Annotated in this window: 26 protein-coding genes, 19 tRNA genes, 2 pseudogenes and 2 riboswitches; of the genes and pseudogenes, 33 read left to right on the top strand and 14 right to left on the bottom strand. The window is 50.4% G+C overall.

Annotated features, from left to right (window positions below):
• Positions 1–36 precede the first annotated feature (36 nt).
• The 4 genes from CBW46_RS04015 to CBW46_RS04000 all read left to right on the top strand — a co-directional run bounded on the left by CBW46_RS04015 (position 37) and on the right by CBW46_RS04000 (position 4347).
• Complete coding sequence (locus tag CBW46_RS04015) at positions 37–1995, top strand: DUF2207 domain-containing protein (protein WP_089198743.1); 1959 nt, start codon at positions 37–39, stop codon at positions 1993–1995.
• Between the two features lie 358 nt (positions 1996–2353).
• Complete coding sequence (locus CBW46_RS04010) at positions 2354–2662, top strand: DUF3846 domain-containing protein (protein WP_089198742.1); 309 nt, start codon at positions 2354–2356, stop codon at positions 2660–2662.
• Between the two features lie 171 nt (positions 2663–2833).
• Positions 2834–2944, top strand: a riboswitch (TPP riboswitch).
• Positions 2945–3012: 68 nt separating this feature from the next.
• The gene (locus tag CBW46_RS04005) at positions 3013–3774 is read left to right on the top strand and encodes a 3-oxoacyl-ACP reductase (RefSeq protein WP_089198741.1); all 762 of its coding nucleotides are present in this window, start codon (positions 3013–3015) and stop codon (positions 3772–3774) included.
• Positions 3775–3840: 66 nt separating this feature from the next.
• Positions 3841–4347, top strand: a complete 507-nt coding sequence (locus CBW46_RS04000) for a GNAT family N-acetyltransferase (protein ID WP_243633161.1) — start codon at positions 3841–3843, stop codon at positions 4345–4347.
• Between the two features lie 59 nt (positions 4348–4406).
• Here the strand turns inward: CBW46_RS04000 and CBW46_RS03995 are convergent.
• From CBW46_RS03995 to CBW46_RS03985, 3 genes are all read right to left on the bottom strand, one after another.
• A tRNA-Lys gene (locus tag CBW46_RS03995) sits at positions 4407–4479 on the bottom strand.
• 41 nt (positions 4480–4520) lie between these two features.
• A tRNA-Met gene (locus CBW46_RS03990) sits at positions 4521–4597 on the bottom strand.
• Between the two features lie 221 nt (positions 4598–4818).
• Complete coding sequence (locus CBW46_RS03985) at positions 4819–5718, bottom strand: manganese catalase family protein (RefSeq protein ID WP_089198739.1); 900 nt, start codon at positions 5716–5718, stop codon at positions 4819–4821.
• A gap of 319 nt (positions 5719–6037) precedes the next feature.
• Here CBW46_RS03985 and CBW46_RS03980 point away from each other — a divergent pair, with 319 nt between their 5' ends.
• On the top strand, positions 6038–6265 hold the full coding sequence (locus tag CBW46_RS03980; RefSeq protein WP_089198738.1) for a hypothetical protein: 228 nt from the start codon (positions 6038–6040) through the stop codon (positions 6263–6265).
• Positions 6266–6606: 341 nt separating this feature from the next.
• Positions 6607–8013 carry a family 43 glycosylhydrolase gene (locus CBW46_RS03975; protein ID WP_089199314.1) on the top strand — a complete coding sequence of 469 codons (1407 nt, stop codon included), beginning with the start codon at positions 6607–6609 and terminating at the stop codon, positions 8011–8013.
• Positions 8014–8106: 93 nt separating this feature from the next.
• On the opposite strand, the gene gcvPB is transcribed toward CBW46_RS03975, so the two are convergent.
• The 3 genes from gcvPB to gcvT are packed head-to-tail and all read right to left on the bottom strand — an operon-like array spanning position 8107 to position 12108.
• Complete coding sequence (gene gcvPB / locus CBW46_RS03970; RefSeq protein ID WP_207802241.1) at positions 8107–9618, bottom strand: aminomethyl-transferring glycine dehydrogenase subunit GcvPB; 1512 nt, start codon at positions 9616–9618, stop codon at positions 8107–8109.
• Positions 9615–10976: an aminomethyl-transferring glycine dehydrogenase subunit GcvPA gene (gene gcvPA / locus CBW46_RS03965; RefSeq protein WP_279386452.1), complete on the bottom strand. Its 1362-nt coding sequence runs from the start codon at positions 10974–10976 to the stop codon at positions 9615–9617. Before gcvPA ends, gcvPB begins: the two co-directional genes overlap by 4 nt.
• Before the next feature lie 31 nt (positions 10977–11007).
• Positions 11008–12108 (bottom strand): glycine cleavage system aminomethyltransferase GcvT, encoded by a 1101-nt coding sequence (gcvT, locus tag CBW46_RS03960; RefSeq protein WP_089198736.1) that lies wholly within the window; start codon positions 12106–12108, stop codon positions 11008–11010.
• Positions 12109–12299: 191 nt separating this feature from the next.
• A riboswitch (glycine riboswitch) is annotated at positions 12300–12394 on the bottom strand.
• 194 nt (positions 12395–12588) lie between these two features.
• Between gcvT and gcvH the strand changes: the two genes are divergently transcribed.
• Complete coding sequence (gene gcvH / locus CBW46_RS03955) at positions 12589–12987, top strand: glycine cleavage system protein GcvH (protein WP_089198735.1); 399 nt, start codon at positions 12589–12591, stop codon at positions 12985–12987.
• 146 nt (positions 12988–13133) lie between these two features.
• Here gcvH and CBW46_RS03950 read toward each other — a convergent pair whose 3' ends face one another.
• A complete protein-coding gene (locus CBW46_RS03950) occupies positions 13134–14228 on the bottom strand; it encodes a mechanosensitive ion channel family protein (RefSeq protein ID WP_089198734.1) in 1095 nt (364 codons plus the stop codon).
• Positions 14229–14460: 232 nt separating this feature from the next.
• On the opposite strand from CBW46_RS03950, the gene CBW46_RS03945 reads away from it, so the two are divergent.
• Positions 14461–14910, top strand: coding sequence for a GNAT family N-acetyltransferase (locus tag CBW46_RS03945; protein WP_089198733.1), 450 nt, complete (start codon positions 14461–14463; stop codon positions 14908–14910).
• Here CBW46_RS03945 and CBW46_RS22250 read toward each other — a convergent pair.
• A complete protein-coding gene (locus tag CBW46_RS22250; protein ID WP_424446064.1) occupies positions 14869–15147 on the bottom strand; it encodes a sugar phosphate isomerase family in 279 nt (92 codons plus the stop codon). The genes CBW46_RS03945 and CBW46_RS22250 overlap by 42 nt on opposite strands.
• A gap of 512 nt (positions 15148–15659) precedes the next feature.
• Here CBW46_RS22250 and hisH point away from each other — a divergent pair.
• The 3 genes from hisH to CBW46_RS21675 are packed head-to-tail and all read left to right on the top strand — an operon-like array spanning position 15660 to position 16794.
• Positions 15660–16259, top strand: a complete 600-nt coding sequence (gene hisH, locus CBW46_RS03935) for an imidazole glycerol phosphate synthase subunit HisH (RefSeq protein ID WP_089198731.1) — start codon at positions 15660–15662, stop codon at positions 16257–16259.
• Positions 16260–16288: 29 nt separating this feature from the next.
• Positions 16289–16546, top strand: a complete 258-nt coding sequence (locus CBW46_RS21680) for a HisA/HisF-related TIM barrel protein (protein ID WP_243633203.1) — start codon at positions 16289–16291, stop codon at positions 16544–16546.
• Positions 16547–16572: 26 nt separating this feature from the next.
• Positions 16573–16794, top strand: a complete 222-nt coding sequence (locus CBW46_RS21675; RefSeq protein WP_243633160.1) for a HisA/HisF-related TIM barrel protein — start codon at positions 16573–16575, stop codon at positions 16792–16794.
• A gap of 199 nt (positions 16795–16993) precedes the next feature.
• Here the strand turns inward: CBW46_RS21675 and CBW46_RS21670 are convergent, their stop codons facing one another.
• From CBW46_RS21670 to CBW46_RS03915, 5 genes and pseudogenes are all read right to left on the bottom strand, one after another.
• Positions 16994–17365, bottom strand: a complete 372-nt coding sequence (locus CBW46_RS21670; protein ID WP_243633159.1) for a Gfo/Idh/MocA family protein — start codon at positions 17363–17365, stop codon at positions 16994–16996.
• Positions 17352–17534: a Gfo/Idh/MocA family oxidoreductase gene (locus CBW46_RS21665; protein ID WP_243633158.1), complete on the bottom strand. Its 183-nt coding sequence runs from the start codon at positions 17532–17534 to the stop codon at positions 17352–17354. Before CBW46_RS21665 ends, CBW46_RS21670 begins: the two co-directional genes overlap by 14 nt.
• A 2-nt stretch (positions 17535–17536) precedes the next feature.
• Positions 17537–17653 (bottom strand): annotated as a pseudogene (locus CBW46_RS21660) (carbohydrate ABC transporter permease); the annotation flags it as partial.
• Positions 17652–17834, bottom strand: a complete 183-nt coding sequence (locus CBW46_RS03920; protein ID WP_089198730.1) for a hypothetical protein — start codon at positions 17832–17834, stop codon at positions 17652–17654. The pseudogene CBW46_RS21660 and the gene CBW46_RS03920, both read right to left, overlap by 2 nt.
• A 4-nt stretch (positions 17835–17838) precedes the next feature.
• A pseudogene (locus CBW46_RS03915) lies at positions 17839–18240 on the bottom strand (carbohydrate ABC transporter permease).
• 110 nt (positions 18241–18350) lie between these two features.
• Between CBW46_RS03915 and CBW46_RS03905 the strand changes: the two are divergent.
• From CBW46_RS03905 to CBW46_RS03900, 3 genes are read left to right on the top strand one after another with little or no spacing between them, the layout of a single operon-like run.
• Positions 18351–18641: a hypothetical protein gene (locus CBW46_RS03905; RefSeq protein WP_089198727.1), complete on the top strand. Its 291-nt coding sequence runs from the start codon at positions 18351–18353 to the stop codon at positions 18639–18641.
• The gene (locus CBW46_RS21655; RefSeq protein ID WP_341538164.1) at positions 18566–18757 is read left to right on the top strand and encodes a Gfo/Idh/MocA family oxidoreductase; all 192 of its coding nucleotides are present in this window, start codon (positions 18566–18568) and stop codon (positions 18755–18757) included. The genes CBW46_RS03905 and CBW46_RS21655 overlap by 76 nt, the downstream gene beginning before the upstream one ends.
• Before the next feature lie 18 nt (positions 18758–18775).
• On the top strand, positions 18776–19627 hold the full coding sequence (locus tag CBW46_RS03900; RefSeq protein WP_089198726.1) for an MBL fold metallo-hydrolase: 852 nt from the start codon (positions 18776–18778) through the stop codon (positions 19625–19627).
• Positions 19628–19647: 20 nt separating this feature from the next.
• Here CBW46_RS03900 and CBW46_RS03895 read toward each other — a convergent pair whose 3' ends face one another.
• Positions 19648–19959 carry a cyclic-phosphate processing receiver domain-containing protein gene (locus tag CBW46_RS03895; RefSeq protein ID WP_089198725.1) on the bottom strand — a complete coding sequence of 104 codons (312 nt, stop codon included), beginning with the start codon at positions 19957–19959 and terminating at the stop codon, positions 19648–19650.
• A 181-nt stretch (positions 19960–20140) separates the two neighbouring features.
• Between CBW46_RS03895 and CBW46_RS03890 the strand changes: the two genes are divergently transcribed.
• From CBW46_RS03890 to CBW46_RS03805, 19 genes are all read left to right on the top strand, one after another.
• Positions 20141–20647: a DUF3189 family protein gene (locus CBW46_RS03890; protein WP_089198724.1), complete on the top strand. Its 507-nt coding sequence runs from the start codon at positions 20141–20143 to the stop codon at positions 20645–20647.
• A gap of 264 nt (positions 20648–20911) precedes the next feature.
• Positions 20912–20985 (top strand) — tRNA-Ile (locus CBW46_RS03885).
• A gap of 48 nt (positions 20986–21033) precedes the next feature.
• Positions 21034–21109: transfer RNA gene (locus tag CBW46_RS03880), tRNA-Ala, on the top strand.
• 4 nt (positions 21110–21113) lie between these two features.
• A tRNA-Asn gene (locus CBW46_RS03875) sits at positions 21114–21189 on the top strand.
• Positions 21190–21194: 5 nt separating this feature from the next.
• Positions 21195–21282: transfer RNA gene (locus tag CBW46_RS21175), tRNA-OTHER, on the top strand.
• Between the two features lie 22 nt (positions 21283–21304).
• Positions 21305–21378, top strand: a tRNA-Met gene (locus tag CBW46_RS03870).
• Positions 21379–21382: 4 nt separating this feature from the next.
• Positions 21383–21471 (top strand) — tRNA-Ser (locus tag CBW46_RS03865).
• Positions 21472–21488: 17 nt separating this feature from the next.
• Positions 21489–21560, top strand: a tRNA-Glu gene (locus tag CBW46_RS03860).
• A 5-nt stretch (positions 21561–21565) separates the two neighbouring features.
• Positions 21566–21641 (top strand) — tRNA-Val (locus CBW46_RS03855).
• 8 nt (positions 21642–21649) lie between these two features.
• Positions 21650–21726: transfer RNA gene (locus tag CBW46_RS03850), tRNA-Met, on the top strand.
• Between the two features lie 5 nt (positions 21727–21731).
• A tRNA-Asp gene (locus CBW46_RS03845) sits at positions 21732–21808 on the top strand.
• Between the two features lie 10 nt (positions 21809–21818).
• A tRNA-Phe gene (locus tag CBW46_RS03840) sits at positions 21819–21891 on the top strand.
• Between the two features lie 7 nt (positions 21892–21898).
• Positions 21899–21974 (top strand) — tRNA-Thr (locus CBW46_RS03835).
• 3 nt (positions 21975–21977) lie between these two features.
• A tRNA-Tyr gene (locus CBW46_RS03830) sits at positions 21978–22059 on the top strand.
• Between the two features lie 83 nt (positions 22060–22142).
• Positions 22143–22217: transfer RNA gene (locus CBW46_RS03825), tRNA-Gln, on the top strand.
• Between the two features lie 8 nt (positions 22218–22225).
• Positions 22226–22298: transfer RNA gene (locus tag CBW46_RS03820), tRNA-Lys, on the top strand.
• A 90-nt stretch (positions 22299–22388) separates the two neighbouring features.
• Positions 22389–22463: transfer RNA gene (locus CBW46_RS03815), tRNA-Gly, on the top strand.
• 3 nt (positions 22464–22466) lie between these two features.
• Positions 22467–22540, top strand: a tRNA-Arg gene (locus CBW46_RS03810).
• Between the two features lie 204 nt (positions 22541–22744).
• Positions 22745–23383 carry a DUF421 domain-containing protein gene (locus CBW46_RS03805; RefSeq protein ID WP_089198723.1) on the top strand — a complete coding sequence of 213 codons (639 nt, stop codon included), beginning with the start codon at positions 22745–22747 and terminating at the stop codon, positions 23381–23383.
• Positions 23384–23451: the final 68 nt, after the last annotated feature.

The raw sequence follows: 23451 nt of genomic DNA, 5'->3' as shown, positions 1-23451 counted from the left end.
GCCTTTTATCAAATACATAGATCACGAGGTGATCGCATGAACAAATGGCTGGCGCTGTTACTCCTGCCGACAGTGTTATTTCTGAGTGGCTGGGAGACGGGAGAGGACTACACGATTGATCAGGTCAGCGCAAGAGCACAGGTTTTGCCGGATGGGGATATGTATGTGGAGGAGTTATTCACGTACACCTTCGACGGAAGCTACAGCGGTACCAAGCGGTATCTGCAAGAAGAAGGCCATAACGGTATTGAGTTCTTCGAGGCGTATGTCGCTCCGAACAATCAGCCGCTCGGCCGCTTTTCTCACGAGGGGCTGCAGCCGCTTAAGGTCGAATACAACGCGGATGATTACACATTTTACATTTACAATGCGGCATACAGCGCAACGAAGCAGGTCTATTACCGCTACCGCGTGGATCAAGCGGCATCCAAATATGTCAGGACAGGGGAGTTGGATTGGCAATTTTTCACGGGCAATGAGAGGCCGCTTGCTAATGTGACGCTGGATATCATCCTGCCGCGGGCTTTCAATAAAGACCAAATTCATGTGTTTCTCCAGGACCGCAGGGGCGGACAAATCACCAACACCTCGGGCACAACCATCCAGTACAAAAATGCAGAGCTGGCGGTGGAAGGTACGGCAGAGCTCCGGCTGCTGTTTCCAAGCGAGTTCCTGACCGAGGCTCCGACGAAGAGCAGGGCCGTGCGCATTGAGCAGATTTTGCAGGAGGAACAACAGAGGGAGATGCGGTTCGCCGCACGACCGGCCCGTCTCGCGCTCGCGGAGCAGCTCATTGTAGGGCTGCTGGTTCTTCTGTTAATCGGAATCGCCGCCTACATCTCGCCCGCAGCCAAGCTCATCGGCTGGGTGAGGCGCAAGGAGATCACGCCGGAGCAGTTGGAAAACACTGATCCGGTTCTGATATCGTATATTTACCGGAAAGGCCGGATGAAGAAGCATGACTTTATCGCTGGCGTGTTCGCGCTGCACCGGAAGGGGTACATACGGATTTACGAGGAAACACCGCAGAAGCGGTTCCTCGATGACCCGGCGGCTCCGGATACCGTGCTGCGGTTTGTGTTCACCGGGGACCGGAGCCAGCTTTCGGATGCCGAATTGCATCTCATGAAATGGCTGTTTCGTAGGCCTGCGAGGGGTGAGCCAGCCTTCACCCTTGACGCCATCGCGGGCCCTACCAAAACGGAGCAGCGCTATGGCGCGCGAGCTAATTATTATTATAAAAAGCTGACCGCGTTCGAGGAACGATTCCGGGTTTGGCTGTCTCTCCTGCAGGCAAGCGAGCCGTTTGCCTCCCTGCTCGGAGAATACACTCCCATGAAACGGCTCGTGCGCCCGCTTATGGCGATGCATTATGTCGTACTATTGTACTTGTACTACGCTGATGTAATGAAGTGGCAGGCGCTGGCAATTACCGCTTCGGTGCTTGGAATTTTGGCATTGTGGGCGGGGTACAAATATCGGCGCAAGAGATACACGGTGTTATTCTTGGTCTTTTGCTTTATTTTCGGAGCGCAGCCGGCAAGCGACGGTGCATCAGGCGGCTATCTGGTCACAGTGCTGCTGTCGTTTCTTTTCCTCTGGGCTATACCGCGCACTCGTGTGACGCGAGAGGCGGCCCAATTGCGTTACGCAATCGCGTCCTGGCGCCGACGGCTGAAGCGAGGAGAGGATTACGTTGCAGCAGACACCGCGCGGCTAGAGCGTGCTATGGCATGCGCCTTAGTGCTGAATGTGGGCGGCTCGTTTATCAAGAGCATTACGCCGCGTGGCAGCGAGTCCGGCATGGACACATATCCTTCCGCGCTGCTGCGGCCCGCCGCCGTCCAGGCGATTCTATATACGCAGAGCAGCCTGGCCGTGAGCGTTAAATCCTCCTCGTCGGGCAGCAGCGGTGACAGCGGCAGCTACAGCAGCTCCGACAGCTGTGCAGCCGACAGCTCCGGCGGAGGAGATGGCGGCGGCGGCGGCGACTGACAGGCAAAAAGGCCGCACCGCAGCTGAATCCCAACAACGGGCTATCCCGAAGTTTTATCTGCCGGGATAGCCCTCTTTGTGCGATCATCATGCATTTGGGATTCTAGCTGCATACCCACTTTCCGCCATACTGGGACTAAGATACGGCCCAGACACCTACGGGACGCAGTCGCAGGGAATCTTCCGACGCGAGTCTTACGGATATGCGGTCCTGTTGGACTGCTTCGCCTGTGTTGCAACGCCAGAGTCTGCACGCAGTTGAATAAGTAATCGAATGCAAAAGGGGAACTGGCACGGGTTGTTTTACCACAGTTCGGCAATGTTATAACCAGTATCTATTTTCAACAGGAGGTTGCATATGGCGAATGTTTTGGTGGCCCGCCCCGGGCAGGGAGTGACGCTTCAGCCGTTCACCGATGAATTGAGCGCTCTGGTCAACGGCTCGCTGCAATGTGTTCAGCTGGGAAATGGCTATATTTTATACTGTAATCATGATGGTGCGGAAATGGATTTGCCCACGAACCCATATTTTTCCCGCGGAATAGTGAAGGGACCGTTTGTCATCAGCAAAACAGGCCCCGATGGCGGCAATGTGGGATTAAATCCGAACGATCACGCCTTTGTGCTAAAAACATTTATACAAAATCAGCATGGGGATGTAACATAGAACTGATACACCGTAAGCCTGCAGGTTGGAGCGCCTGACAGCGTGCCGGACCGATGTGTCCCGTTGTCTCCAAACCAGCGCTGCGCCACCATACTGCTAATCCTGCCAGATCAGCGCTAACTGTTTACTTTTTTATATGTGAAAGTTAAGATTAGAAAGCACGCATCGAATACGTGTTACTGGGGGTGCCCGTGAAAGTCGGGCTGAGAAAAAACGGTAGGTTTTTAACCCTTCGGACCTGATCTGGTTCATACCAGCGTAGGAAAGTAACGTCAAGCTATGTTTACCTTATTTTTGCGGCCAGGCCCTCTAGCGGGATCTGGCTATTTATGATTTGGAGGCGCCAGCGGATGGAGATCAAAGATCAAGTAGTGCTTATTACGGGAGCAGGCCGCGGCTTAGGCAGGGCCATTGCACAGGGCTTCGCCAGGGAAGGCGCAAAGGTTATCATCAACTATCATCACAGCGAGGACAAGGCGTCACAGCTCAAGCAAACGATCGGCAAACAAGCTATCGCGCTGAGGGCAGATGTGCGTGATATCGAACAGGTACAAGAAATGTTTCAGCGAGCGGACAAGCACTTCGGCCGACCCGTCACCACTATTGTTAATAATGCACTCATCAACTTTAAGTTTGACCCTGTGAGTAAAAAAGATGCCTCTAAAATTACGTGGCAGGATTATCAGGCTCAGCTCGAAGGAGCGATCCTTGGTGCGTTAAATACGATACAGACGGGCTTAGCTGACATGAAGGAAGCCGGGTTTGGGCGCATCATCAATATCGGAACCAACCTTTTTCACAACCCTGTGGTCGCATATCATGACTATACAACCAGTAAAGCCGCACTGTTAGGATTTACACGCAACATGGCGAAAGAGTTAGGGCAATATGGAATAACAGTGAATATGGTGTCCGGCGGTTTGTTAAAGCAGACTGATGCCAGCTCCGCAACTTCCGATGAGGTGTTTGAGCTCATTAAAAATTCCACGCCGCTGCGTCGGGTCACTGATCCGTCGGAAGTGGCTGATGCCGTTATTTTTTTCGCGTCACCATGGGCGAGGGCTGCTACGGGCCAAAATCTGATTGTCGATGGCGGCCTGGTCATGGGCTGATAACGCGTTGTCAACAATTTCTGCATGCAATGATTAAACAACACTTCCGGCGGGGAGAGTAAGGTTGTGGAGAGAAACCTATGGCAGTTTAATGCTGACATGCGTGCTGCGCCTTATTACGCCATTATCTTTTGTACAAGGATGGGAACTTCGCCAATGCGGCAATATCAAATCGTTGAACGTGCGCCTACACCGGCGGAGCATAAAAAGCTGTGGGAGGCCGTGGGTTGGGGCCCTATAGACACCCGGATGACACAAGCATCTCTTAGCAATCATATCTACGCCGTGGTTGCGGTGTGTGAGGGCGACGTTGTCGGCATGGGGCGGATTGTCGGTGATGGAGTTATGTATTTTTACATACAAGAGGTAGCGGTTTTGCCTCAGCACCAGGGGCGGGGATTGGGAAAGACGATTATCGAACATTTGCTTGCCTATATACAAAAGCGCCGGCACCACAACGGTGTTGCGTTTGCCGGACTGTACGCCACGCGCGGAAATGTGCGATTATACGAACGATATGGTTTCAAGGATCACTCGCCATTTATGACCGGCATGTACAGGCGATTCGAGTGAACGAATAGAAGCGGCAAAAAAAATCCCACCAGCGATGCTGGTGGGATTTCATGTATTTATGGGCCCGGTGGGGGTCGAACCCACGACCTGATGATTAAGAGTCAACTGCTCTGCCAACTGAGCTACGGACCCATACGGTGCAAAATGTTATTGTTGAACGTATAGTTAAATATTGGTTGCGGGGGCGGGATTTGAACCTGCGGCCTTCGGGTTATGAGCCCGACGAGCTACCGGGCTGCTCCACCCCGCGATATTAACGGTTCTCGGTGTCACCGGCTACATTTAATAGTTTACATAATATCAGTCATGTATGCAACCGGTAATTCATGCCATATGGAGACATGTTCTCGCCCGCTATGGAAACGCGTGCGGAGGAAATAGGCTCTGCCCGCATCGGCACGCGATAAAAAAGAGGCTCAGCGTGCGCTGAACCTCCTCGGTATGCTCATATGTTTACTGAACGTACATAAGTTATCTTACATTTGCGGCTTGTTTGAGGCGCTTCGAGATCTCGAGGAAGTCCTCCGCCGAAATACCGGGCGCGAATTCCTCATCCAGCATTGGTGCTTCCGGGATGGGTACTCCTTTCGGAACCCCTTGTATAACTTCCAGAGGCTGACCGTCTTCAGGATGCGCGCCTTTCCAGATCTGTACTACTTCGTTGAAATCATCGTCGCTCCAAGTGTACAGCTTGGTGTGAACGCCTTTTTCCTCATATTTTCGAGCTTCGTTGAATGCTTTATTGCTCAATTTCGGGATAGGAACGAGCTTTGTTACGTCCACACCAGTGGCTACTTCCAGCGCTTTTGCATAAGCGACCACATGCACACCGCCCCTCACCAGCAAAAAGCCGACGACTTCCCGGGCAGCCGGATGGTCGGTGGTTTCATAGACTTTCATTTTGTGCGTCCGCGCTCCACATTCTAAGAAAAAGTTATGCAGCAGGTCCTCAATCAGGTTGCCGCTGTTGAAAACATATTCACCACTCCAGGGTCTTCCCATGGAGTCGATGGGCATCGAGCCTTGAGCTCCGGCAAGAAACGGATACGACAGCCGCATATCTTTTAGCGGGTTAAGCGGGGTGGCATCGGGCTCTGCATAGCTGGTGGATCCCATCATACATTTATTCACTGCATGCGCAACAAGCTCGACATGCCCCAGTTCTTCCGCCGTGATGCTAGTCACCAGATCATAAAATGGCTTCAACTTGTGTTTTCCACGAAAATTGAAAGATTGAAAGAGGTAATTGTTCAATGTCGACATCTCGCCGAATTTGCCGCCCAACAGCTCCTGCACAGCCGCCGCTGCATTAGGGTCCGGCGTATTCACTTCTGGAATTTCGATCATAATTTCATCCATACGTTTGAACATTGCAGTCCCTCCTGAAAACAGTTGTATCGACCAGGTCGATCAACAGTTAATTACACTAAGGGCAATCCTTTTGAAACCTTAGACCGAGAGTTGAGTTTGCGCACCGCCTGCATCACCACTACGTTGGACGTCAACTGACGCGCCATTTTGCCGAGAGCCAAGCCATTCTAGTAATACTCACGCAATCTGCTGCCAAAGACAAATTTTGCTCATAAACCACAAAAACAGAGCGGCGGACGAACTAATATTTTATGGCGGGCAGCAGCTGTCTGCCTTGTAGTTTTTTCTATCACAATGTCGAGACAATAGAGGTGCGATCATGGAACATGAGATTGAATTAGCTGTGGAAAAGATTGAGCAGTTAAATGCCAGAAACCAGATGGCAATGATGGAACTGATAAAAAAAAGTCTGAAAATGAATGACGAGGAGTTTAACAGAGAATTGCTGTTAGCCTATGCGCACAGAAATCCCGTGCATATCTTGGAAATAGCGATCGCGTTACAGTATGAGGAGATGATTAAGGCATTGCCCGAAAGGTTTGGTTAGTGCGCGGAGGCTCATCAAAGTTCAGCTTGAGAAATCAAGCTGTTTTTTTATTCCGAAGGGAATTGAATCTCCCAAAAAAGGAATTATTTGAATGACACAGAATTCTATCATTGATAAGGGGGTGATACAGCACCAGGTGGTCCGTTGATTGTCCGTAGATCGTGCCGCAGGTGCAACCGCATGTTGGTCCGCAGGCCGGACCGTAGGCCGTGTTTGTCCGCTGATTTGTCGCCGCATCGTCCGGCGCGGAATGGTTTTTGCAGCGACGGCGGATAGTTTGCATGGTTCACACGGAATTTGACAGTAAAAAATCGTAAAAGGAGTGATTATTCGTGAAACGGATGTTGATGTCTGTGCTATGTGTTGTGATGACCATGATGTTAGCACCGCAGGTGAACGCCGACAAGCCGGGGCTGAAGCCGGTCCGCAATTTTTACAACGTGCTTATGCAAGATGGCGCAGATCCCTGGATGTATAAGCACAACAACGGTTGGTACTACTTCACGAAGACAACGGGCGGAGACGTAACGATTTGGCGTTCCAGAACGATAAGCGGACTCGATGCAGGTGACAGTAAGACCGTTTGGACGCCGCCGTCGGAAGGTATGTACAGCAAAAACATATGGGCTCCAGAACTGCACTTCTTAGACGGTAAGTGGTACATCTATTTTGCCGCCGATGACGGACGTAACGAAAATCACCGCATGTATGTGCTTGAGAATGCAAGCGAGGATCCGTTCGAAGGACAATGGACCTTCAAGGGCAACATCAGTGATTCGACGGAACGCTGGGCGATCGACGGCACCGTGCTGGAGGTCGGTAAACAGCGCTATTTTCTCTGGTCGGGATGGGAAGGTACGACGAACGTCAAGCAGAATATTTACATCGCGAAGATGAGCAATCCGTGGACCATCAGCTCAGAGCGCAGCATGATCGCTACACCTACCTATGCGTGGGAGACGAATACGAGCCCCCAAGTGAATGAGGGCCCACAGGTCATCATTCGTAACGGCACGATCAGCTTGGTGTATTCCGCCAGCGGCAGCTGGACCGACACGTACTGTCTGGGTCTAATTACAGCCGACATTACAGACGATCTCACTGACTCCGCCTCTTGGACAAAGAGAGACAAGCCTATTTTCGCCACTGCCAATGGCGTTCATGGCCCGGGACATCACAGCTTTACCAAGTCTAAAGATGGAGAAGAAGATTGGATCATTTATCATACGGCGAGATGGCAGGGCGCCGGGTGGACGAGAAATATTAGAGCACAGCAATTTACCTGGAACACAGACGATACCCCACATTTGGGCGCTCCAGTGAACCCGAACGCGCCGATTCCGCTGCCATCCGGGGAGAAACCGCACTACCGTTATGAGGCTGAAGCTGCAGCACTGGTCAATGGTCCTCAAACGGCAGCAGAAGTAAGCGCTTCCGGCGGTAAAAAGGTGGGATACATCGATCATGCTGACAGCTATGTGGAGTTCCAAGTGTACGCGCAACATGCCGGCGACTATATTGTGGGTGCTCGCACCGGCAACGGCACCACCGGCCGACCGTGGGCAATTCATACGTTGTCGGTGAACGGGGGTGCCGGCAGCAATTTCTATACAGCTTATTCCGGCTGGAACAATTGGGGGCTTTCCACAGCAAAAGTACATTTGAACAAAGGAGTTAACACAATCCGAATTACGCATAAAGAACATTTTGCCGAGATCGATAGTATTGATCTATTTCCAGCGAAGTAGCGGCAGACGAGCAGCGTGAAATATGCGCTAGCCATGGTGGGAGAAAGCCGCATAGGCGGCGGTTGCGGCAGGAGCTCACTTAGGAGGCGATACTCACGACCAACCACAGGAACAGTGCAGAACGGGCTTGCGAGCTGCTAGCGTTTCATCCAATCGCTTGACGACGGTCGTGTGAGGCGCATTCAGCAGCAGTTCAGGTTCATGCTGTGCTTCCTGTGCGATACGAATCATAGTATCAATGAAAGCGTCCAGCGTTTCTTTGCTTTCCGTTTCGGTGGGTTCAATCATAATGCATTCTTCCACATTAAGAGGGAAGTAGATTGTTGGCGGATGATAACCGAAATCGAGAAGGCGTTTGGCTGCATCCAATGTGTGCACGCCGAATTTTTGTAATCTTCTACCGGACAAGACGAATTCGTGCTTGCAGATTCGCTCGAACGGAACATCGTAGTATGGCTGCAGTCTGCGCATCATGTAGTTTGCGTTCAGGACGGCGCACTCGGACACCTGCCTGAGCCCTTCCGCACCGTAGCTGCGAATGTAAGTGTACGCCCGCACCAATATGCCGAAGTTTCCGTGGAAGGACTTCACTCTGCCGATGGATTGAGGGTGATCATACTCCAAATAGTATGTTCCATGCCCGTCACGCTCAACGGTCGGTGAAGGCAGAAAAGGCACAAGCGCGCTTTTCACCCCAACCGGGCCCGCGCCGGGGCCGCCGCCGCCGTGCGGTGTGCTCATCGTTTTGTGAAGGTTCAAATGCACGACGTCAAAGCCCATGTCGCCGGGGCGTGCGATGCCCATAATTGCGTTGGAGTTTGCGCCATCGTAATACAAGAGGCCTCCCGCTTGATGCACGATCTCGGCGATTTCAAGGATTTGCTGCTCGAACAGCCCGAGAGTGTTCGGATTGGTGAGCATTAACGCCGCTGTATCCGGGCCGACCGCCCTTCGGAGCTCTGCAAGATCCACTAGACCGTTCGCATCCGATTTGATGGTCACGGTCTGAAAGCCGGCTATGGCTGCGCTTGCGGGATTCGTACCATGCGAAGAGTCCGGGACAACCACCTTGGTGCGGTGCTCGCCGCGGCTCTCGTGATACGCGCGGATCATCATCAGTCCGGTCCACTCGCCGTGGGCGCCGGCAGCCGGCTGCAGGGTGACTTTACTCATTCCGGTAATCTCAGCCAGGTCGGTCTGCAGCGTGTGCAGCAGCTCCAATGCTCCTTGGATGGACGACACAGGCTGATATGGATGAATTTTCGCAAAGCCGGGGAAACGCGCGACATCTTCGTTGATTTTGGGGTTGTATTTCATCGTACAGGAGCCTAGTGGATAAAATCCGTTATCTATGCCGAAATTGCGGCGCGATAGTGCCGTATAGTGTCGGATGACATCTACCTCATACACCTCCGGCAGCTGTGCGGGACGACTTCTCAGCAGATGCGAAGGGATCCATTCCGTGATGTCGGGCGCCGCTACGTCGCATGCGGGCAAGGAATAAGCGATGCGGCCCGGTTTGCTGATCTCAAATATAAGTGGTTGATCATGTTTCACGTTATCATTGCCAGCAGGTTTAACCCGTTCCAGCTCGTTGTTGCTCATAGCAGGGCCTCCAATCTGTCGGCAAATTCGTCGATTTGTGCTTTGGTTCTACGCTCGGTGACCGCAATCAGCAGCTGTCCCTGCAGTTCAGGGTAGTCGTTTCCTATGTCATAGCCGCCGATGAACCCGGAATGCAGCAGGGCATGATTGATACTCTGAACATTGGAGTGTTCGGGCAATTTGACGACGAATTCATTGAAAAATGGAGGGCGAAACGTGAGTGAGACGCCGTTCACGCGTTCCAGGGCGTTCGCGGCATAATGAGCCTTATGCACGTTGTTCTTGGCCACCTCCTGTATACCGGCCTTTCCTATCACCGATAGATACACGGAGGCACACAGTGCGAGGAGGGCTTGGTTGGAGCATATATTGGAGGTGGCCTTTTCCCGCCGAATATGCTGCTCACGGGCTTGAAGCGTCAGGACGAAGCCGCGCTTGCCGTCACGGTCGACCGTTTGGCCCACAATACGGCCGGGCATCCGGCGGATCCAGGGCGAACCGACGGCGAAAAATCCGCAGGTGGGGCCGCCCAGTGAAGAGGGGATACCCAGAGGCTGGGCGTCACCGACCACAATGTCCGCGCCAAGCGCCCCCGGTGCTTCCAGGATCCCTAACGACAAAGGATTTGTGCTGACTACCAGGAGTCCGTGAGCTTTATGGATGATTTCGCCGATCGTTTTCAATTCCTCAAGGCAGCCGAAAAAATTCGGTGATTGAACGATGACCGCGGCTGTTTGATCGGATACGGCCTCTGCCAATCGCTCCAGATCCGTCACTCCATCGGTATAATCGACTTCCACCACCTGGAGATCCAGCCCGCGAGCCGTCGTTCTCAATATTTGCCTTGCTTCCGGATGCACCGCCCGGGATACGATAAGCTGTTTGCGTTTAGTGGCTCCACTTGCGAGCGCACCGGCTTCGGCCATCGCCGTGCCTCCGTCATACATGCTGGCGTTCGCTGCCGACATGCCGGTTAATTCGCAAATGTAGGATTGAAACTCGAAGATGGCCTGCAGTTCGCCCTGGCTGATCTCCGGCTGATAAGGCGTGTACGCCGTATAAAACTCAGAACGGGAGATGACGTGATTGATGACGACAGGAATATGGTGATCATAAATGCCGGCTCCCAAAAAACTGACATAGTGATCGGTATCCGCGTTTCTCTCCGCCAGCTGTCGAGTATGAGTAAGCAGGGCGGACTCGTCGAGCGCAGACGAAACATTCAAGGCGCCTTGGAAGCGGACGGAAGAAGGAATGTCGGCAAACAGCTCGTCGATCGACCTCACGCCGATCACCCGCATCATTTCTTGTTGATCCTGCTCAGTCATCGGTAGATAGCGATGCCGCAAGAAGATCATCTCCTTAAAAAAAAGTGGTTGAGCACTCAGGTCATCTTTGCCGTTTGTAGAATGGCGTTGGCACCACGCGGGCTTTCAGCCGTTTGCCGCGTATCTCTACCTCTAATTCCGTATCAATATCACAATAAGACGATTCCAGGAGCGCCAGCCCAAGATTTCTTTTTAGCGTGGGGGATTGTGTGCCCGAGGTCACTTCACCGATGCACCTGCCGTCCGCGAACACACGATAGTGTGAGCGGGGGATGCCCCGGTCAATGCTCTCGATGCCGATCAGCTTCCGCCGCAACCCCTCACGCTGCTGTGTCAGCAGAACCTCCCGCCCGATGAATCGTTCCTTTTCCAGTTTGACGAAATATCCGAGACCCGCTTCGAGCGGAGAAGTAGCAGGGGACAACTCATGGCCATACAGCGGCAGTGTAGCTTCGAAACGCAGTGTATCGCGGGCTCCGAGACCTGCTGGCAGCAGCCCGTACTCTTGCCCCGCTTCCAGCAGACCCTCCCATACCGCGGGTGCGTCATCCGCGTGGAGATAGATTTCAAATCCGTCTTCTCCAGTGTAGCCGGTGCGCGAAATCAGAGCCTTAACGCCGAACACGTCCGCATCCGGTGTGAAGCGAAAACTTTTCAACTCGTTTATAGCGGCTGAGGTCGCTGTGGACAAGATGGTCTCCGCATGAGGGCCTTGTATCGCCAGCAGTGCGGTTGTATCGGAAATGTTCTCAAGCTCCACGTCACCCAGTAAGTGAAGGCGCATCCACTGAATATCCTTGTCAATGTTGGACGCGTTAATGACAAGCATGTACTGGTCTGCGGTCAAACGGTACACCAACAGGTCGTCAACCACTCCGCCGTCAGGGTAACACATGAGGCTGTATTGCGCGCGGCCGTCTTGCAGCTTGCCGACGTCGTTGGTGGTCAGCTGCTGCAGATATTTCTCGGCGAAGACGCCCGTCACCAGCACTTCGCCCATGTGCGATACGTCAAACAACCCTGCTCGCTGCCGAACGGCCTCGTGTTCCTTTTGAATGCTGCTGAATTGCACGGGAAGTGCCCAACCTCCGAAGTCAATGCACCGGACGGTATTATGTCCGGCATACAGCGGGAACAGCGGTGTCCGCTTTAAGTTAGCCATAGCTGCAATCACCTCGTTTGTTTAACAGTGTTGGTTGTGAAAAACATAAAAAGGACAGAGGAAAGAAGTCGGTTGCCCTTGTGTCAGCATCCTCAGTTTCTTTCCTCTGTCCTTTGTACCTGAGAGTTCCCTGATGCCACGATAGCATGAGTTGCTCCTTCGGCGGCCCGCACGGGCACTCTCCAGAGGTGTGTCCGGCGACGGTCCTTTTGCCTGAGAGTTTCACCTGGCGGCTTACCCCTTCGGCGTTACTTTAATGTCAAGTAATCTCTCTCATCGCCATCATTCACTAAATGTATTGTGTTGTTTATTTATGATTATTTCCTAAAATAAGGAAATATGTCAATGGACATTTGAGCCAACTTAGCTGTTATGTTAGGCATATTGACGCAAAGGATTGTCCTTACTTATGCTAAAATCACGGCTGCACTCATCAGCTTTCCTGGTTGGCTCATGCGGATCTTAGGAGGTGAAATCAATATGAGCGAAGTGCGAGAGGGACTGTTGTACAGCGAGGATCATGAGTGGATGCAGATGCTGGATCCCCGGACTGTGCGCGTGGGTATCAGCGATTTTGCACAGTGCCAGCTAGGGGATGTCGTTTTCATCGAACTTCCCGAAGTTGGAGCCGCAATACATGCGGGACAAAATATAGGCACAATAGAATCCGTGAAAACAGTGTCCGACCTGATCGCACCTGTGTCGGGCACGGTGACGAAAGTCAACGCCGTGCTGATTGATCAGCCGGAACTAGTCAATGAACAACCCTATCACCTGGGCTGGATGGTGGAGATCGAGTGTACGGAGGCGGCGCAGGCTGAGATTGCCAACCTTATGGACAGTGAACAATATCAGGCGTACATCGATGAACAGCCGTAAAGCAGGGGGAGTTTCGTGAGCTTCCAAGATGTGACGATAAGGCTGCCTGGCGCGGAGGGCCTTTGTGTGCTCCGGTGAAGAGGCGGGCACCGCGGAATTATTGGGCAGCCCAGATCGGCTCTGGGCTGCTCTCTACACCAAGCAACTTACACCTGCGAGTAACGCTTGACCTGGTTGAAGCCGGCCTCTTCGACCAAGATGCGCTGCGAATGATAGGCTAACTCTACCCCTTCTTCCTCCAATATTTCCAATATTGCTAGATTTATTTCCTGGTGCACGGCCAGATGTTCGGACCAGACGGTCGTCTTTGTGAAAAAATAAAAGAGAATGCCTAAGTGATTCTCATTAAACTCGTTGAATTTAACCAGAACGGTGTCCTGGTCCACTTTGTCATGCAAATTTAACATCAGTTCCAGCCGTTCAACCGCATTGGCTAACCGATCTCGCTCGGTATTCAATGCCACACCCAGGGTGAAGGAGATACGCCTCTTTCCCATTTTGCTCCAGTTGGTGATTGCGTGATCGGCCAAGGTGGCGTTGGGCACCGTCACGATAGAATCAGCGAACGTTCGAATTGTGGTACTCCGGAACGTGATGTCTTCGACAATGCCTTCCGCGCTGGGCGTCATAATCCAATCGCCCTTAGAGAAAGGTTTTTCTAAGATAATCACAATACCTCCGAGAATGTTTCCCAGCGTATCCTTAGCGGCTAAAGCAATGGCTAGACTGCCGAGCCCCATTCCCGCGACTAAACCGTTCACGCTGAAACCCCATTCCGAGCCGACTGCTGTGATGATCAGAACTATGATAATGAAACGCAATGCTTTCGACAGAAACGGGATCATCATACTCGAGTCATCCAAACCGAATCTTTTGCTAATGCCTTCAAGAAGCGCGGACGAGGCGGCAGATACATTGTAAATTCCCCAGCCCGCGAAAATGATACCCAAACTACGGCAGATCCGGTCTACGTAAACCATGGCCCACCACTGTGGCGGCATGAAATATGTAATTGCCAGGTAGGCACCTACCAGGACGAACAAGCCGCGAATCGGCTTTTCAAAAGCTGTTGCCCACAAAACGACATGCTTCGATTTGGAGAATTTGTCCACTATCAGCGCAATTACGTATCTGGTGAACAGTTTACGAAACAGCAGGAAAATCAACATGATGCCGACAGAGATGAACAAATCCGTCCATCTAACCCGATCATAAAACTGCATTAACCACTCTACCATCATTGATACTGCAACTCCCTTAAAAAATAAGCATTATTCTATCACAGCGTGCACATTTTGTCGAAATCTGGCATGGGAGCCATCTACGCAAAAGGCACAATCACGGGTGTTGGCAGGAAAATTAAGGAACCAAGCAGAATATGTGAAGTTAGAGAGAAGGCAGGACGGGGCGGCAGGTTTCCATGCGTGAGCCAAGTGAACCCGAAGGCCGCCGAATGACGGGGGGAGCGAAAATATGATTTGCAGACCAGCGGATGTCAGTGAAATTCCGATCATTGCACAATTCAAATATAACATGTTTGTGGAAGTAGATATGGCACACTTACTTATCGACGACTTCATTAGTGAAGTAATCGATACCTATCGAACGCTGTACTCGAACGGAGAAGCCCTGCATTACATTGTGGAAGCCAACGACCGGATAACAGCCTGTGCCGGTGGGTTTATTAAAGCGGACATTCCTTATTGCTTTTACAAAAATCGTAGATATGGTTTTGTTGGTGATGTGTATGTGCTGCAAGATTTCCGCCGGCAGGGCTGCGCGAGAGCTGCAACTAAGGCTGTTCTGCGTTGGTTGGCCGAGCAAGACATTCAAACGGTCAGATTGCTCGCCAGCCACCATGCGCGTCGATTGTATGAATCATTAGGCTTTCAAGGTACGGATGAGATGGTTCTGCACATTTGAGCAGACCGAGGCTGGCGCGAGCGGGCAAGCCCGCTGCAATCGGTCCACGCGCAATTCAATTCCCTGAGTACCGATAAAGCTGATGTTTGCCCGTAATTGTGAAATCAGTTGTTCCGCCAGCGGGCCGACGAGTCCTGTTTTAGAATTCGCCTCCGGCCTGGCTCCTCCGCACACGTAAACCTCCACATCTTCTCTTTGCATGCACCTGTAGGCTATGTCTATGCTGTTAGTGACAATGGTGATTCCGCATGTCTGCAGGATTCAGTCAAGAGTTTTGGAAACCGCTGCAAGCTTATGCGGCAGGCCAAATGAACAGAGAGCAGGTAGTGGAGGAACTCCAAAACCATCTGGGATGCCGGCGTCGACGGTAGGAAGGGCTGAGTGAAATGAGACGGAGTATAAGTCGATCCTTACTTACACAGTATTTGTCGCGCCGGCGGTTATTTTTTTCACGGTCACCGTGTTTGTGCCGTTTCTTGGGGCTGTCCGTGTATTCCTTTGAAGACTGGGACGGAATCAGCAGCACCATTGCCTGGGCAGGTTGGGACAACTATAGACGGATTTTGGAAGATAAAAATTTTTTCAAGTCCTTTGTGTTTACTGTGAAGTAAGTGTTTCCTCTATACGCTAATCAGTGATAGATCACCAAGGCCTGGGCTATAATTAGATTCGACTACATAAGATATCACTACTGGTGGTACAAGAATATTGATAACTATGAGTTACTTTTGCTGGGGGTATAATTTGTTATGATCGGGATAATAGACTATGGTGCTGGCAATCTGCATAGTGTTGTAAAAGCTGTCAACAGATTCGGTGTAAAAACGAAGATAATCTCGGAATTGAGTGAGTTTATTGGTATAGACAAAATCATTTTTCCCGGAGTAGGTAATGCAAAAAAAACGATGGAGCTACTCAATAATATAGGATTTTCCATTTCAATTAAGGATTACATTAACTCTAAGGTCCCTTTTCTTGGTATCTGTTTAGGAATGCAATTGTTGCTTGATTATAGTGATGAGGGAGACACAGGGTGCTTAGGTGTCATTAAAGGAAATGTTTCGCCTTTTAATCAAAATCTGAAAGTACCACATATGGGATGGAATCAAGTTAAGCAAGCTGTTACACATCCTGTATTTAGGGGGATTCCAGACAATTCCGATTTTTATTTTATACATTGTTTTTATGTAACAACACAAGAGACATCTCAAGCTGTAGGCTACACGCAATATGGAAGGGAGTTTGCGAGTGTAATCGCAAAGGAAAATGTCATTGGGGTACAGTTTCATCCAGAAAAAAGTGGAGAGATCGGGATAGCGTTACTTGAAAATTATTGCGTGCATTTGTGATTAAATGTTGGATAAAAAAGTAGGTGAAGATGCTGTTAAGAAAAAGAATAATACCAGCAATTGATGTTTTAAATGACAAAGCTGTGAAGTACGTACAATTTAGAAATCCTACGATAATCGGTGACCCCGCGGTTCTTGGTCGAACGTATGCAGAAGCAGGAGCGGATGAGTTAATCTATTTAGACACAACTGCGTCTTTAAAAAATGATGAAGTTAAATACGACTGGATTCAGCGAGTTGCTGAACAAGTGTATGTGCCTTTCTCCGTTATCGGGGGGATGAAATAATTTGCACGAGCATAGATAGGGATGGTATGAAAAACGGATATGACATTAAACTGATGCAGATACTTTCGGCAGCAGTGAAGATCCCAGTTATAGCTTCAGGTGGCGCAGGAACCTTAGACCACATAAGAGAGGTATTTGAACAAGGGAATGTTGACGCAGCGTTAGTTGCATCATTGCTGCATTATAATGAATACACTATAGCTGATATAAAAGCTTTTTTGAAGGAAAAATGTATCAACGTTCGGTGATGATTTTTAAATTGTAATATGAGATATTGTGCCTACTGCTGCTGCTTAGAATGCCGCAGACGTACGCACAAGGGAGGCATCCTTTTCCTTTTCTGAGATACGGTCGTTATATGCGGCAAGTCCTGGACAGGCAATCCCGTCCTATATTGCCGTACTACCGTTTTGCTTAATCTGTCCGGCTTTCAGCTTGCACTTGCGCCTAACGTAACGTTAAAAACACGAAATTTGCTGCGCAGTAAGTGGCTCCGGTAACGGACACAGGCTTAGGGTTACCGATCAGCCAAACGGCCAAATCGATAAAGTGGACACCCAGATCAATCAAAGGGCCTCCGCCGGATAACGATTTGTTTGTAAACCGCCCGCCTTTGCCCGGTATCCCTCGCCGGCGGATCCACCCGCACCGTCCGGTGTAAATGTCTCCCATTCGACCCGAGTCAATATACTGTTTCAGAAACTGGGAAGCGTGACGGAAGCGATTGTTTCTCATGGTCATAAGAACCTTTCCGCTGTTTTTTGCAGCCTCTGCCATTTTTTCCGCTTCTTCTACATTCACGGCATCACGGCTTCTCACAGAAGACGTGTTTCCCTGCCGCAAGGGCGGCAATAGCAATCCTGGAATGGTCAAGATTATCTGTGCAGATATCTACGAGATCGATGTCGCTAAAATATTGCCTGTGCCGATAACTCCCAGCTTCAACCTTCGCACTACGCTCTCTCCTTATGTTGGATTGTATAATCAACTTCAGCCTTTTACAGCGCCCGCCGTGATACCCTGAATGACGTATTTTTGCATAAACAAGAAAAAGAGAATAATCGGTATCACCGCCAGGGTGAGAGCGGCGAGCGCCAGATGCCATTCACTGCTGTATTCCAAAATTATCAAATTGCAGCTGCTGCGGCAGCGCTAACGTTGAGGTAAGAATTTCGTTGTAGGTTTTAAAACCGCTTACGAAAGTGATATACAGCGGAAGCATAAAAAGGATCGCCAGCACAATCAGTGACAATTCAAGTATCCATTTGCTCGCATCGTACCGTTTCATGGGTTCACATTTCTACCTCCCTGCGTTTCATCCACGCGACCTGAACCAGTGTTATACAGGCCAGCACAAGGAAAAATAACACCGCTTTCGCCGACGCGTAGGAAAACAAGTTTTTCGTGAATGCATCTTGATAGATTTGTAAAGCAATAGATTCCGTCGTCCCGAACGGACCGCCTTTCGTTAAAGCGAAGTTCAGATCGAAGCCTTTTAAGCCACCTGAAATAGCTAAGAACAGGCACACCGTCATGGCTGGCCGAATTAACGGCAAAACCACACTCCAGAATCGCCTTCAGCGGCCCGCCCCATCGATTTCCGCAGCCTCAAGCGAATCCTTGGGAACTCTCTGCAGCGCAGCCAAGTAAATCACCATAAAATAACCGGCCGAATGCCAGACGGCAACAAGAATAATCGATCAGAAGGCGTGATCAGGCAGGCGAATCACCGATCCTATCACGTGCGGCATAAAAAAGTGGGTGCAAATTCGCGGATTCGGGTATCTCGGATTCAGTGCATAGTATGTTTGGAGACAAGCAGGAGGCCGGTACATTCGATGTAGAGGATTTGGCCACCGGTTTTATCCGGTTTGGGAACGGCGCGACACTGCAAATCGAGTTCAGCTGGGCTTCGAACATAGAAGAAGAAGCCAGCTCCTTAGAGTTGCGAGGCTCCAAAGCCGGCGTGAGTTTTAAACACGAAGATCTGAAGCTATTCACAGAGATTGAAGGAACATTATGCGACATTCGTCCGCGGCTGGCGAAGGAAAACAGGAAGCTATGGCCCACGGTAAACACATTGAACATTTCATAGACTGTGTGCAAAATGGCACTCAGCCCATCCTGCTGCCTGAGCATGGAGTAGACATGATCAAGATCATAATGGCGATTTATGAGTCTGCCAGGACCGGGGAAGCAGTGAAATTATAAAGAGGAGCGGTGAGAGTAATGGAATATGGTATGACTTTTCTCGGCACCGGTGCGGCGGAAGGCATCCCGAACCCGTTCTGCCAATGCGGCATCTGTGAGAATGCCCGCCGGAAGGGGGGCGTGGAGGTGCGTACGAGGAGCGCATTCAGGCTCAACGAGCGTGTGCACATCGATTATGGGCCGGATACGTTCGCTCAGGCGCTAAAATGCGGCATCAATCTGCATGCGTTGAAACACATTATTGTGACGCATACGCATGAAGACCATTATTGTGTGAATCAGCTCAATCTCCGACAGATGGCGCGAGACAGAGGGGAAGAGCCGTTGCGCATTTACTTGACATCCCCGGCCTACAAATGGGCGTTTGAAAGGATGACCAAACACGAGCTTTCCTTGATAAAGAATGGGATAGTGCAGTTGGTCGAAATAGACTATCTAAAGGAATATGTGATCGGCGGGATGAAAGTTCGGGCGTTCCCAGGCAATCATAGGGGGCACGGAGAACATGAGCAGGCCGCCAATTATCTCATCACTCTACCAGACGGACGCACGATGTATTACGCGGTGGATACCGGTTATTACTTTGAAGATACGTTCGGCTTATTGCAGTCTCACACCTTGGACCTGCTCGTGATGGAATGTACTTTTGGCTCCCACGCTCTTGCGCCCGGCGCCGAGCACCTCGACATATACAGTTTCATCAGGGTGCTGGAAACGCTGCTCCAGCAGGGGACAATTAATCAGGATACCAGGATCCTGGCGACGCACATCAACCACGCTGATGGACTGGATTATGACGGGCTGCAGCAATATTTCGCAAACAATGCTCCCGTTACAGTGGAGATTGCCTACGACGGATTGATGATCTAATAATGCTCAGGTGCAATGCTTTACACGCTGCCCTCGCTCAGGCGAATCAGGATGGGAATGCGCTTCGGCGCATGTCGGCAGAGTACCCTATACATTTGCATTCGCCCGTGCGGACTGTGGCTGTGAATGATGATTTTTTTGGGGAACAATTTATGTCGCACCATATGTTTGGCGACTGTGTACCCGGTTGGTTTGTTCCCGCCAAGGTTGTAATCCAAAGAGAGGATTTGAATTTGCTGTGTTTGCAATAGTTCGATACATTCGGCGGCGGACCTCACAATACGAAAACCTTTAGGTGCGCGCCGCTTATCGTCGAGAAACACATTGATCATATGATGTGCTCCTTTCTGAGTGATTATGTGGCCATATAATGTATGAAGTGCACAGCACACACGCTCGGGCAAAGAAGCTAAACATTGCGCGCTTTCGGAGTGAGGTTGAGCATTTTCAAAAATACATATAAATACCGCCGACGACCAAAACTAATCAAAAGCTCGATTGGAGTACGGCGGAATGCTATTTATTTATAACGACTTCGCAGGCACACATACAACGGTGTTAGCCGCCGCTTATCATTTGCAGAAGCTAGACCCAACGCGTGAGCCAACACGAGAAGAGATATTGGCTTGTCACAATTTTAACAAACTTGCATTTTCGGATAGAGGAAAACTATATTTCCATGGAATAGACGAAGACGGCAACAAAGTGTATACGATGGGCCGAGGAATATCTACCATCTTGGTTCCCGGTATTTACAATCTCATTGATATGCTGATTGAGGAAAAAGCGATAAATGAGAAGATCATATTATCCGACACATCGCCAACGGTGCCTTTCCGCATGCGGTGCGGAGGCTTGTTGTCACTTTGGATGAAAATTGACGTGCTGGGGGTCCCTTTACTTGTCGCGGGTGCGAGACAGGCTTATCAAGTCATTGCGCAACTTGTTCGACACACCAAAAACACAGCGAACACCACAACCTCACAGCTGGTGATGCTTGAGAATAAGCAATTCAAATGAGAAGCTGAATACATACAAACAATGACAAATATGGATAAAACAATGCATTGTAATGTACCGTTGAAAATGTTAAATTAGTAATCCGGTCGGTTAACCATGTTATTTGCTAGTAAGCTGCTGCTTACCTGTGAGTTGCAGAGTGGTTATGGTAATAATTAGTCCTTGTAACCCACGCGCTCATGTGATAAATTATATTTCTGCCCGTTGACGCAAGTGTAAGATAGATTGCAAGTTTAAGATGGTCACACTGTACGGAATTGATAAGGGCCTTTAGCTCAGCTGGTTAGAGCGCACCCCTGATAAGGGTGAGGTCGGTGGTTCGAGTCCACTAAGGCCCACTATGAACATCTGCTTCGCTCAAGTTTAGAGGACATACTCAGTAGTTCGGGGCCATAGCTCAGCTGGGAGAGCGCCTGCCTTGCAAGCAGGAGGTCAGCGGTTCGATCCCGCTTGGCTCCACCAATGTTCCCTGATAGCTCAGTTGGTAGAGCACTCGACTGTTAATCGAGTTGTCACAGGTTCGAGTCCTGTTCGGGGAGCCAAATATAGAGAAGTGTCCGAGCGGCTGAAGGAGCACGATGGCAAAGTCGTGCAGGCGCGTCAGCGTCTCGAGGGTTCGAATCCCTCTTTCTCGTGATGTGCTAGTTATAAGAAAACGGCGGTGTAGCTCAGCTGGCTAGAGCGTACGGTTCATACCCGTGAGGTCGGGGGTTCGATTCCCTTCGCCGCTATTATGGAGAGATACCCAAGTGGCTATAAGGGGACCCTCTGCTAAGGGGTTAGACTGCGTAAGTGGTGCGAGGGTTCGAATCCCTCTCTCTCCGTCGGAATCACATAGGTCGGCCCGTTGGTCAAGGGGTTAAGACACCTCCCTTTCACGGAGGTAACAGGGGTTCGAATCCCCTACGGGTCATTCATGGAGGCTTAGCTCAGCTGGGAGAGCATCTGCCTTACAAGCAGAGGGTCGGCGGTTCGATCCCGTCAGCCTCCACCATGGTATAACGCGGGGTGGAGCAGCCCGGCAGCTCGTCGGGCTCATAACCCGAAGGCCGCAGGTTCAAATCCTGCCCCCGCAACCAATCGCGGAGCCGTGGTGTAGAGGCCTAACATGCCTGCCTGTCACGCAGGAGACCGCGGGTTCGAATCCCGTCGGCTCCGCCATTCATAGTTTGGCTCGGTAGCTCAGTCGGTAGAGCAGAGGACTGAAAATCCTCGTGTCGGCGGTTCGATTCCGTCCCGAGCCATGTTTTTGCCGCTGTAGCTCAACTGGTAGAGCAACTGACTTGTAATCAGTAGGTTGGGGGTTCAAGTCCTCTCGGCGGCACCATACGGAGGCTTAGTGAAGTGGCTAAACACGGCAGACTGTAAATCTGCTCTCTACGAGTTCGGTGGTTCGAATCCATCAGCCTCCATTTGTTTTAGGGGTTAACGCACTGGATTGTGGCTCCAGCATTCGTGGGTTCAAGTCCCATCGATCGCCCCATATTATAACCCTTGGGGATTAGCCAAGCGGTAAGGCAACGGACTTTGACTCCGTCATGCCTAGGTTCGAATCCTAGATCCCCAGCCATTTCTTAAGAGCCATTAGCTCAGTTGGTAGAGCACCTGACTTTTAATCAGGGTGTCGTAGGTTCGAGTCCTACATGGCTCACTTTGATGAAACGCGCGTATGGCGGAATTGGCAGACGCACTAGACTTAGGATCTAGCGGGTGACCGTGGGGGTTCAAGCATTATTTTTTTGCGGAAGTGGCTCAGCGGTAGAGCATCGCCTTGCCAAGGCGAGGGTCGCGGGTTCGATTCCCGTCTTCCGCTCCATATGTTCCCTTAGCTCAGCTGGATAGAGCGTTTGACTACGAATCAAAAGGCCGGGAGTTCGAATCTCTCAGGGAACGGTATATATTTCTACAATGTTATTCTAAAGCCTCAAGACGATGCCGTCTTGGGGCTTTTTCTATGTTTACGTCGGGCATTTGATTAATACACCGCAGTGAATGGCTGACTCAACGCAGCCATGAATAAAGCGCTTGGTAAGTTCGAAATATAAGCCATAGTCTTCAGTCTGGGCGAGCATGAAACCAAAAATTGAGGTATAAACAATGGAACTTTTCCTGCACTTGTCGGTCAAATTAGTTGTGGGCTTCATTGCATTATTCATCATGACAAAGCTAATTGGCGCACGAGAGGTGAAGCAGCTTACCGTCTTCGATTTCATCTCTGCCATTGTTTTGTCGGAGCTTGTCGGCAATGTATTATTTGTTGAACAAGCTAATGCTATGCACATGATATACGCTATCGCAGTATGGGGTTCCCTAATTATCATCATTGACCAAATCACTCTGAAGTCCAGTAAAGCACGCAAACTGTTAGATGGAGAACCGGACATTATCATTGAACAAGCCAAAATTAACAAAAGTACTTTAAAAAAACATAATATGGACATCAATGAGTTACTGAGTTTGCTGCGCCAAAAGGATGTTTTTACCGTGCGGGAGGTGCGCCTTGCGTTTCTTGAGCCTAATGGGAGTTTAAGTCTCATCAGATATAATGCTGAACAACTAGCCGTACCTGTAATTATCGATGGCAATATCGCGGAAACGGCGCTGAACAGAATTGGAAAAGACCAGATGTGGCTTGATGCAGAAATCAAGAGGCAGGGCTATCAGCACGCTGGTCAGATATTACTGGCAGAATACATGGAAGGGGAAGCCTTACATATCCAACCGCAACCCAAGTGAGCTCACGCCGGTTTCAAATTTTACAAATTATCCGCCACTTGTTATATTTTATATATCAACCTGTGGGA

Source organism: Paenibacillus xerothermodurans (assembly GCF_002220865.2).
Lineage (GTDB): Bacteria > Bacillota > Bacilli > Paenibacillales > NBRC-103111 > Paenibacillus_S > Paenibacillus_S xerothermodurans.
Note: the sequence above shows the minus strand (reverse complement) of the source record. Positions and strands in the feature narration are given on the sequence as shown.

What these genes read in the sequence shown, in the direction of transcription:
- hisH (WP_089198731.1), top strand. Translation starts at nt 15,660, where the DNA reads ATGATCGGGATAATAGACTATGGTGCTGGCAATCTGCATAGTGTTGTA.
- CBW46_RS03890 (WP_089198724.1), top strand. Translation starts at nt 20,141, where the DNA reads ATGCTATTTATTTATAACGACTTCGCAGGCACACATACAACGGTGTTA.
- CBW46_RS04005 (WP_089198741.1), top strand. Translation starts at nt 3,013, where the DNA reads ATGGAGATCAAAGATCAAGTAGTGCTTATTACGGGAGCAGGCCGCGGC.
- CBW46_RS03945 (WP_089198733.1), top strand. Translation starts at nt 14,461, where the DNA reads ATGATTTGCAGACCAGCGGATGTCAGTGAAATTCCGATCATTGCACAA.
- CBW46_RS03980 (WP_089198738.1), top strand. Translation starts at nt 6,038, where the DNA reads ATGGAACATGAGATTGAATTAGCTGTGGAAAAGATTGAGCAGTTAAAT.
- CBW46_RS03900 (WP_089198726.1), top strand. Translation starts at nt 18,776, where the DNA reads ATGGAATATGGTATGACTTTTCTCGGCACCGGTGCGGCGGAAGGCATC.
- gcvH (WP_089198735.1), top strand. Translation starts at nt 12,589, where the DNA reads ATGAGCGAAGTGCGAGAGGGACTGTTGTACAGCGAGGATCATGAGTGG.
- CBW46_RS03950 (WP_089198734.1), bottom strand. Translation starts at nt 14,228, where the DNA reads ATGATGGTAGAGTGGTTAATGCAGTTTTATGATCGGGTTAGATGGACG.
- CBW46_RS03895 (WP_089198725.1), bottom strand. Translation starts at nt 19,959, where the DNA reads ATGATCAATGTGTTTCTCGACGATAAGCGGCGCGCACCTAAAGGTTTT.
- CBW46_RS04010 (WP_089198742.1), top strand. Translation starts at nt 2,354, where the DNA reads ATGGCGAATGTTTTGGTGGCCCGCCCCGGGCAGGGAGTGACGCTTCAG.
- gcvPA (WP_279386452.1), bottom strand. Translation starts at nt 10,976, where the DNA reads ATGATCTTCTTGCGGCATCGCTATCTACCGATGACTGAGCAGGATCAA.
- gcvPB (WP_207802241.1), bottom strand. Translation starts at nt 9,618, where the DNA reads ATGAGCAACAACGAGCTGGAACGGGTTAAACCTGCTGGCAATGATAAC.
- CBW46_RS03920 (WP_089198730.1), bottom strand. Translation starts at nt 17,834, where the DNA reads ATGAAACGGTACGATGCGAGCAAATGGATACTTGAATTGTCACTGATT.
- CBW46_RS03985 (WP_089198739.1), bottom strand. Translation starts at nt 5,718, where the DNA reads ATGTTCAAACGTATGGATGAAATTATGATCGAAATTCCAGAAGTGAAT.
- gcvT (WP_089198736.1), bottom strand. Translation starts at nt 12,108, where the DNA reads ATGGCTAACTTAAAGCGGACACCGCTGTTCCCGCTGTATGCCGGACAT.
- CBW46_RS03905 (WP_089198727.1), top strand. Translation starts at nt 18,351, where the DNA reads ATGTTTGGAGACAAGCAGGAGGCCGGTACATTCGATGTAGAGGATTTG.
- CBW46_RS04015 (WP_089198743.1), top strand. Translation starts at nt 37, where the DNA reads ATGAACAAATGGCTGGCGCTGTTACTCCTGCCGACAGTGTTATTTCTG.
- CBW46_RS21655 (WP_341538164.1), top strand. Translation starts at nt 18,566, where the DNA reads ATGCGACATTCGTCCGCGGCTGGCGAAGGAAAACAGGAAGCTATGGCC.
- CBW46_RS03805 (WP_089198723.1), top strand. Translation starts at nt 22,745, where the DNA reads ATGGAACTTTTCCTGCACTTGTCGGTCAAATTAGTTGTGGGCTTCATT.
- CBW46_RS21680 (WP_243633203.1), top strand. Translation starts at nt 16,289, where the DNA reads ATGCTGTTAAGAAAAAGAATAATACCAGCAATTGATGTTTTAAATGAC.
- CBW46_RS03975 (WP_089199314.1), top strand. Translation starts at nt 6,607, where the DNA reads ATGTTGATGTCTGTGCTATGTGTTGTGATGACCATGATGTTAGCACCG.
- CBW46_RS21675 (WP_243633160.1), top strand. Translation starts at nt 16,573, where the DNA reads ATGAAAAACGGATATGACATTAAACTGATGCAGATACTTTCGGCAGCA.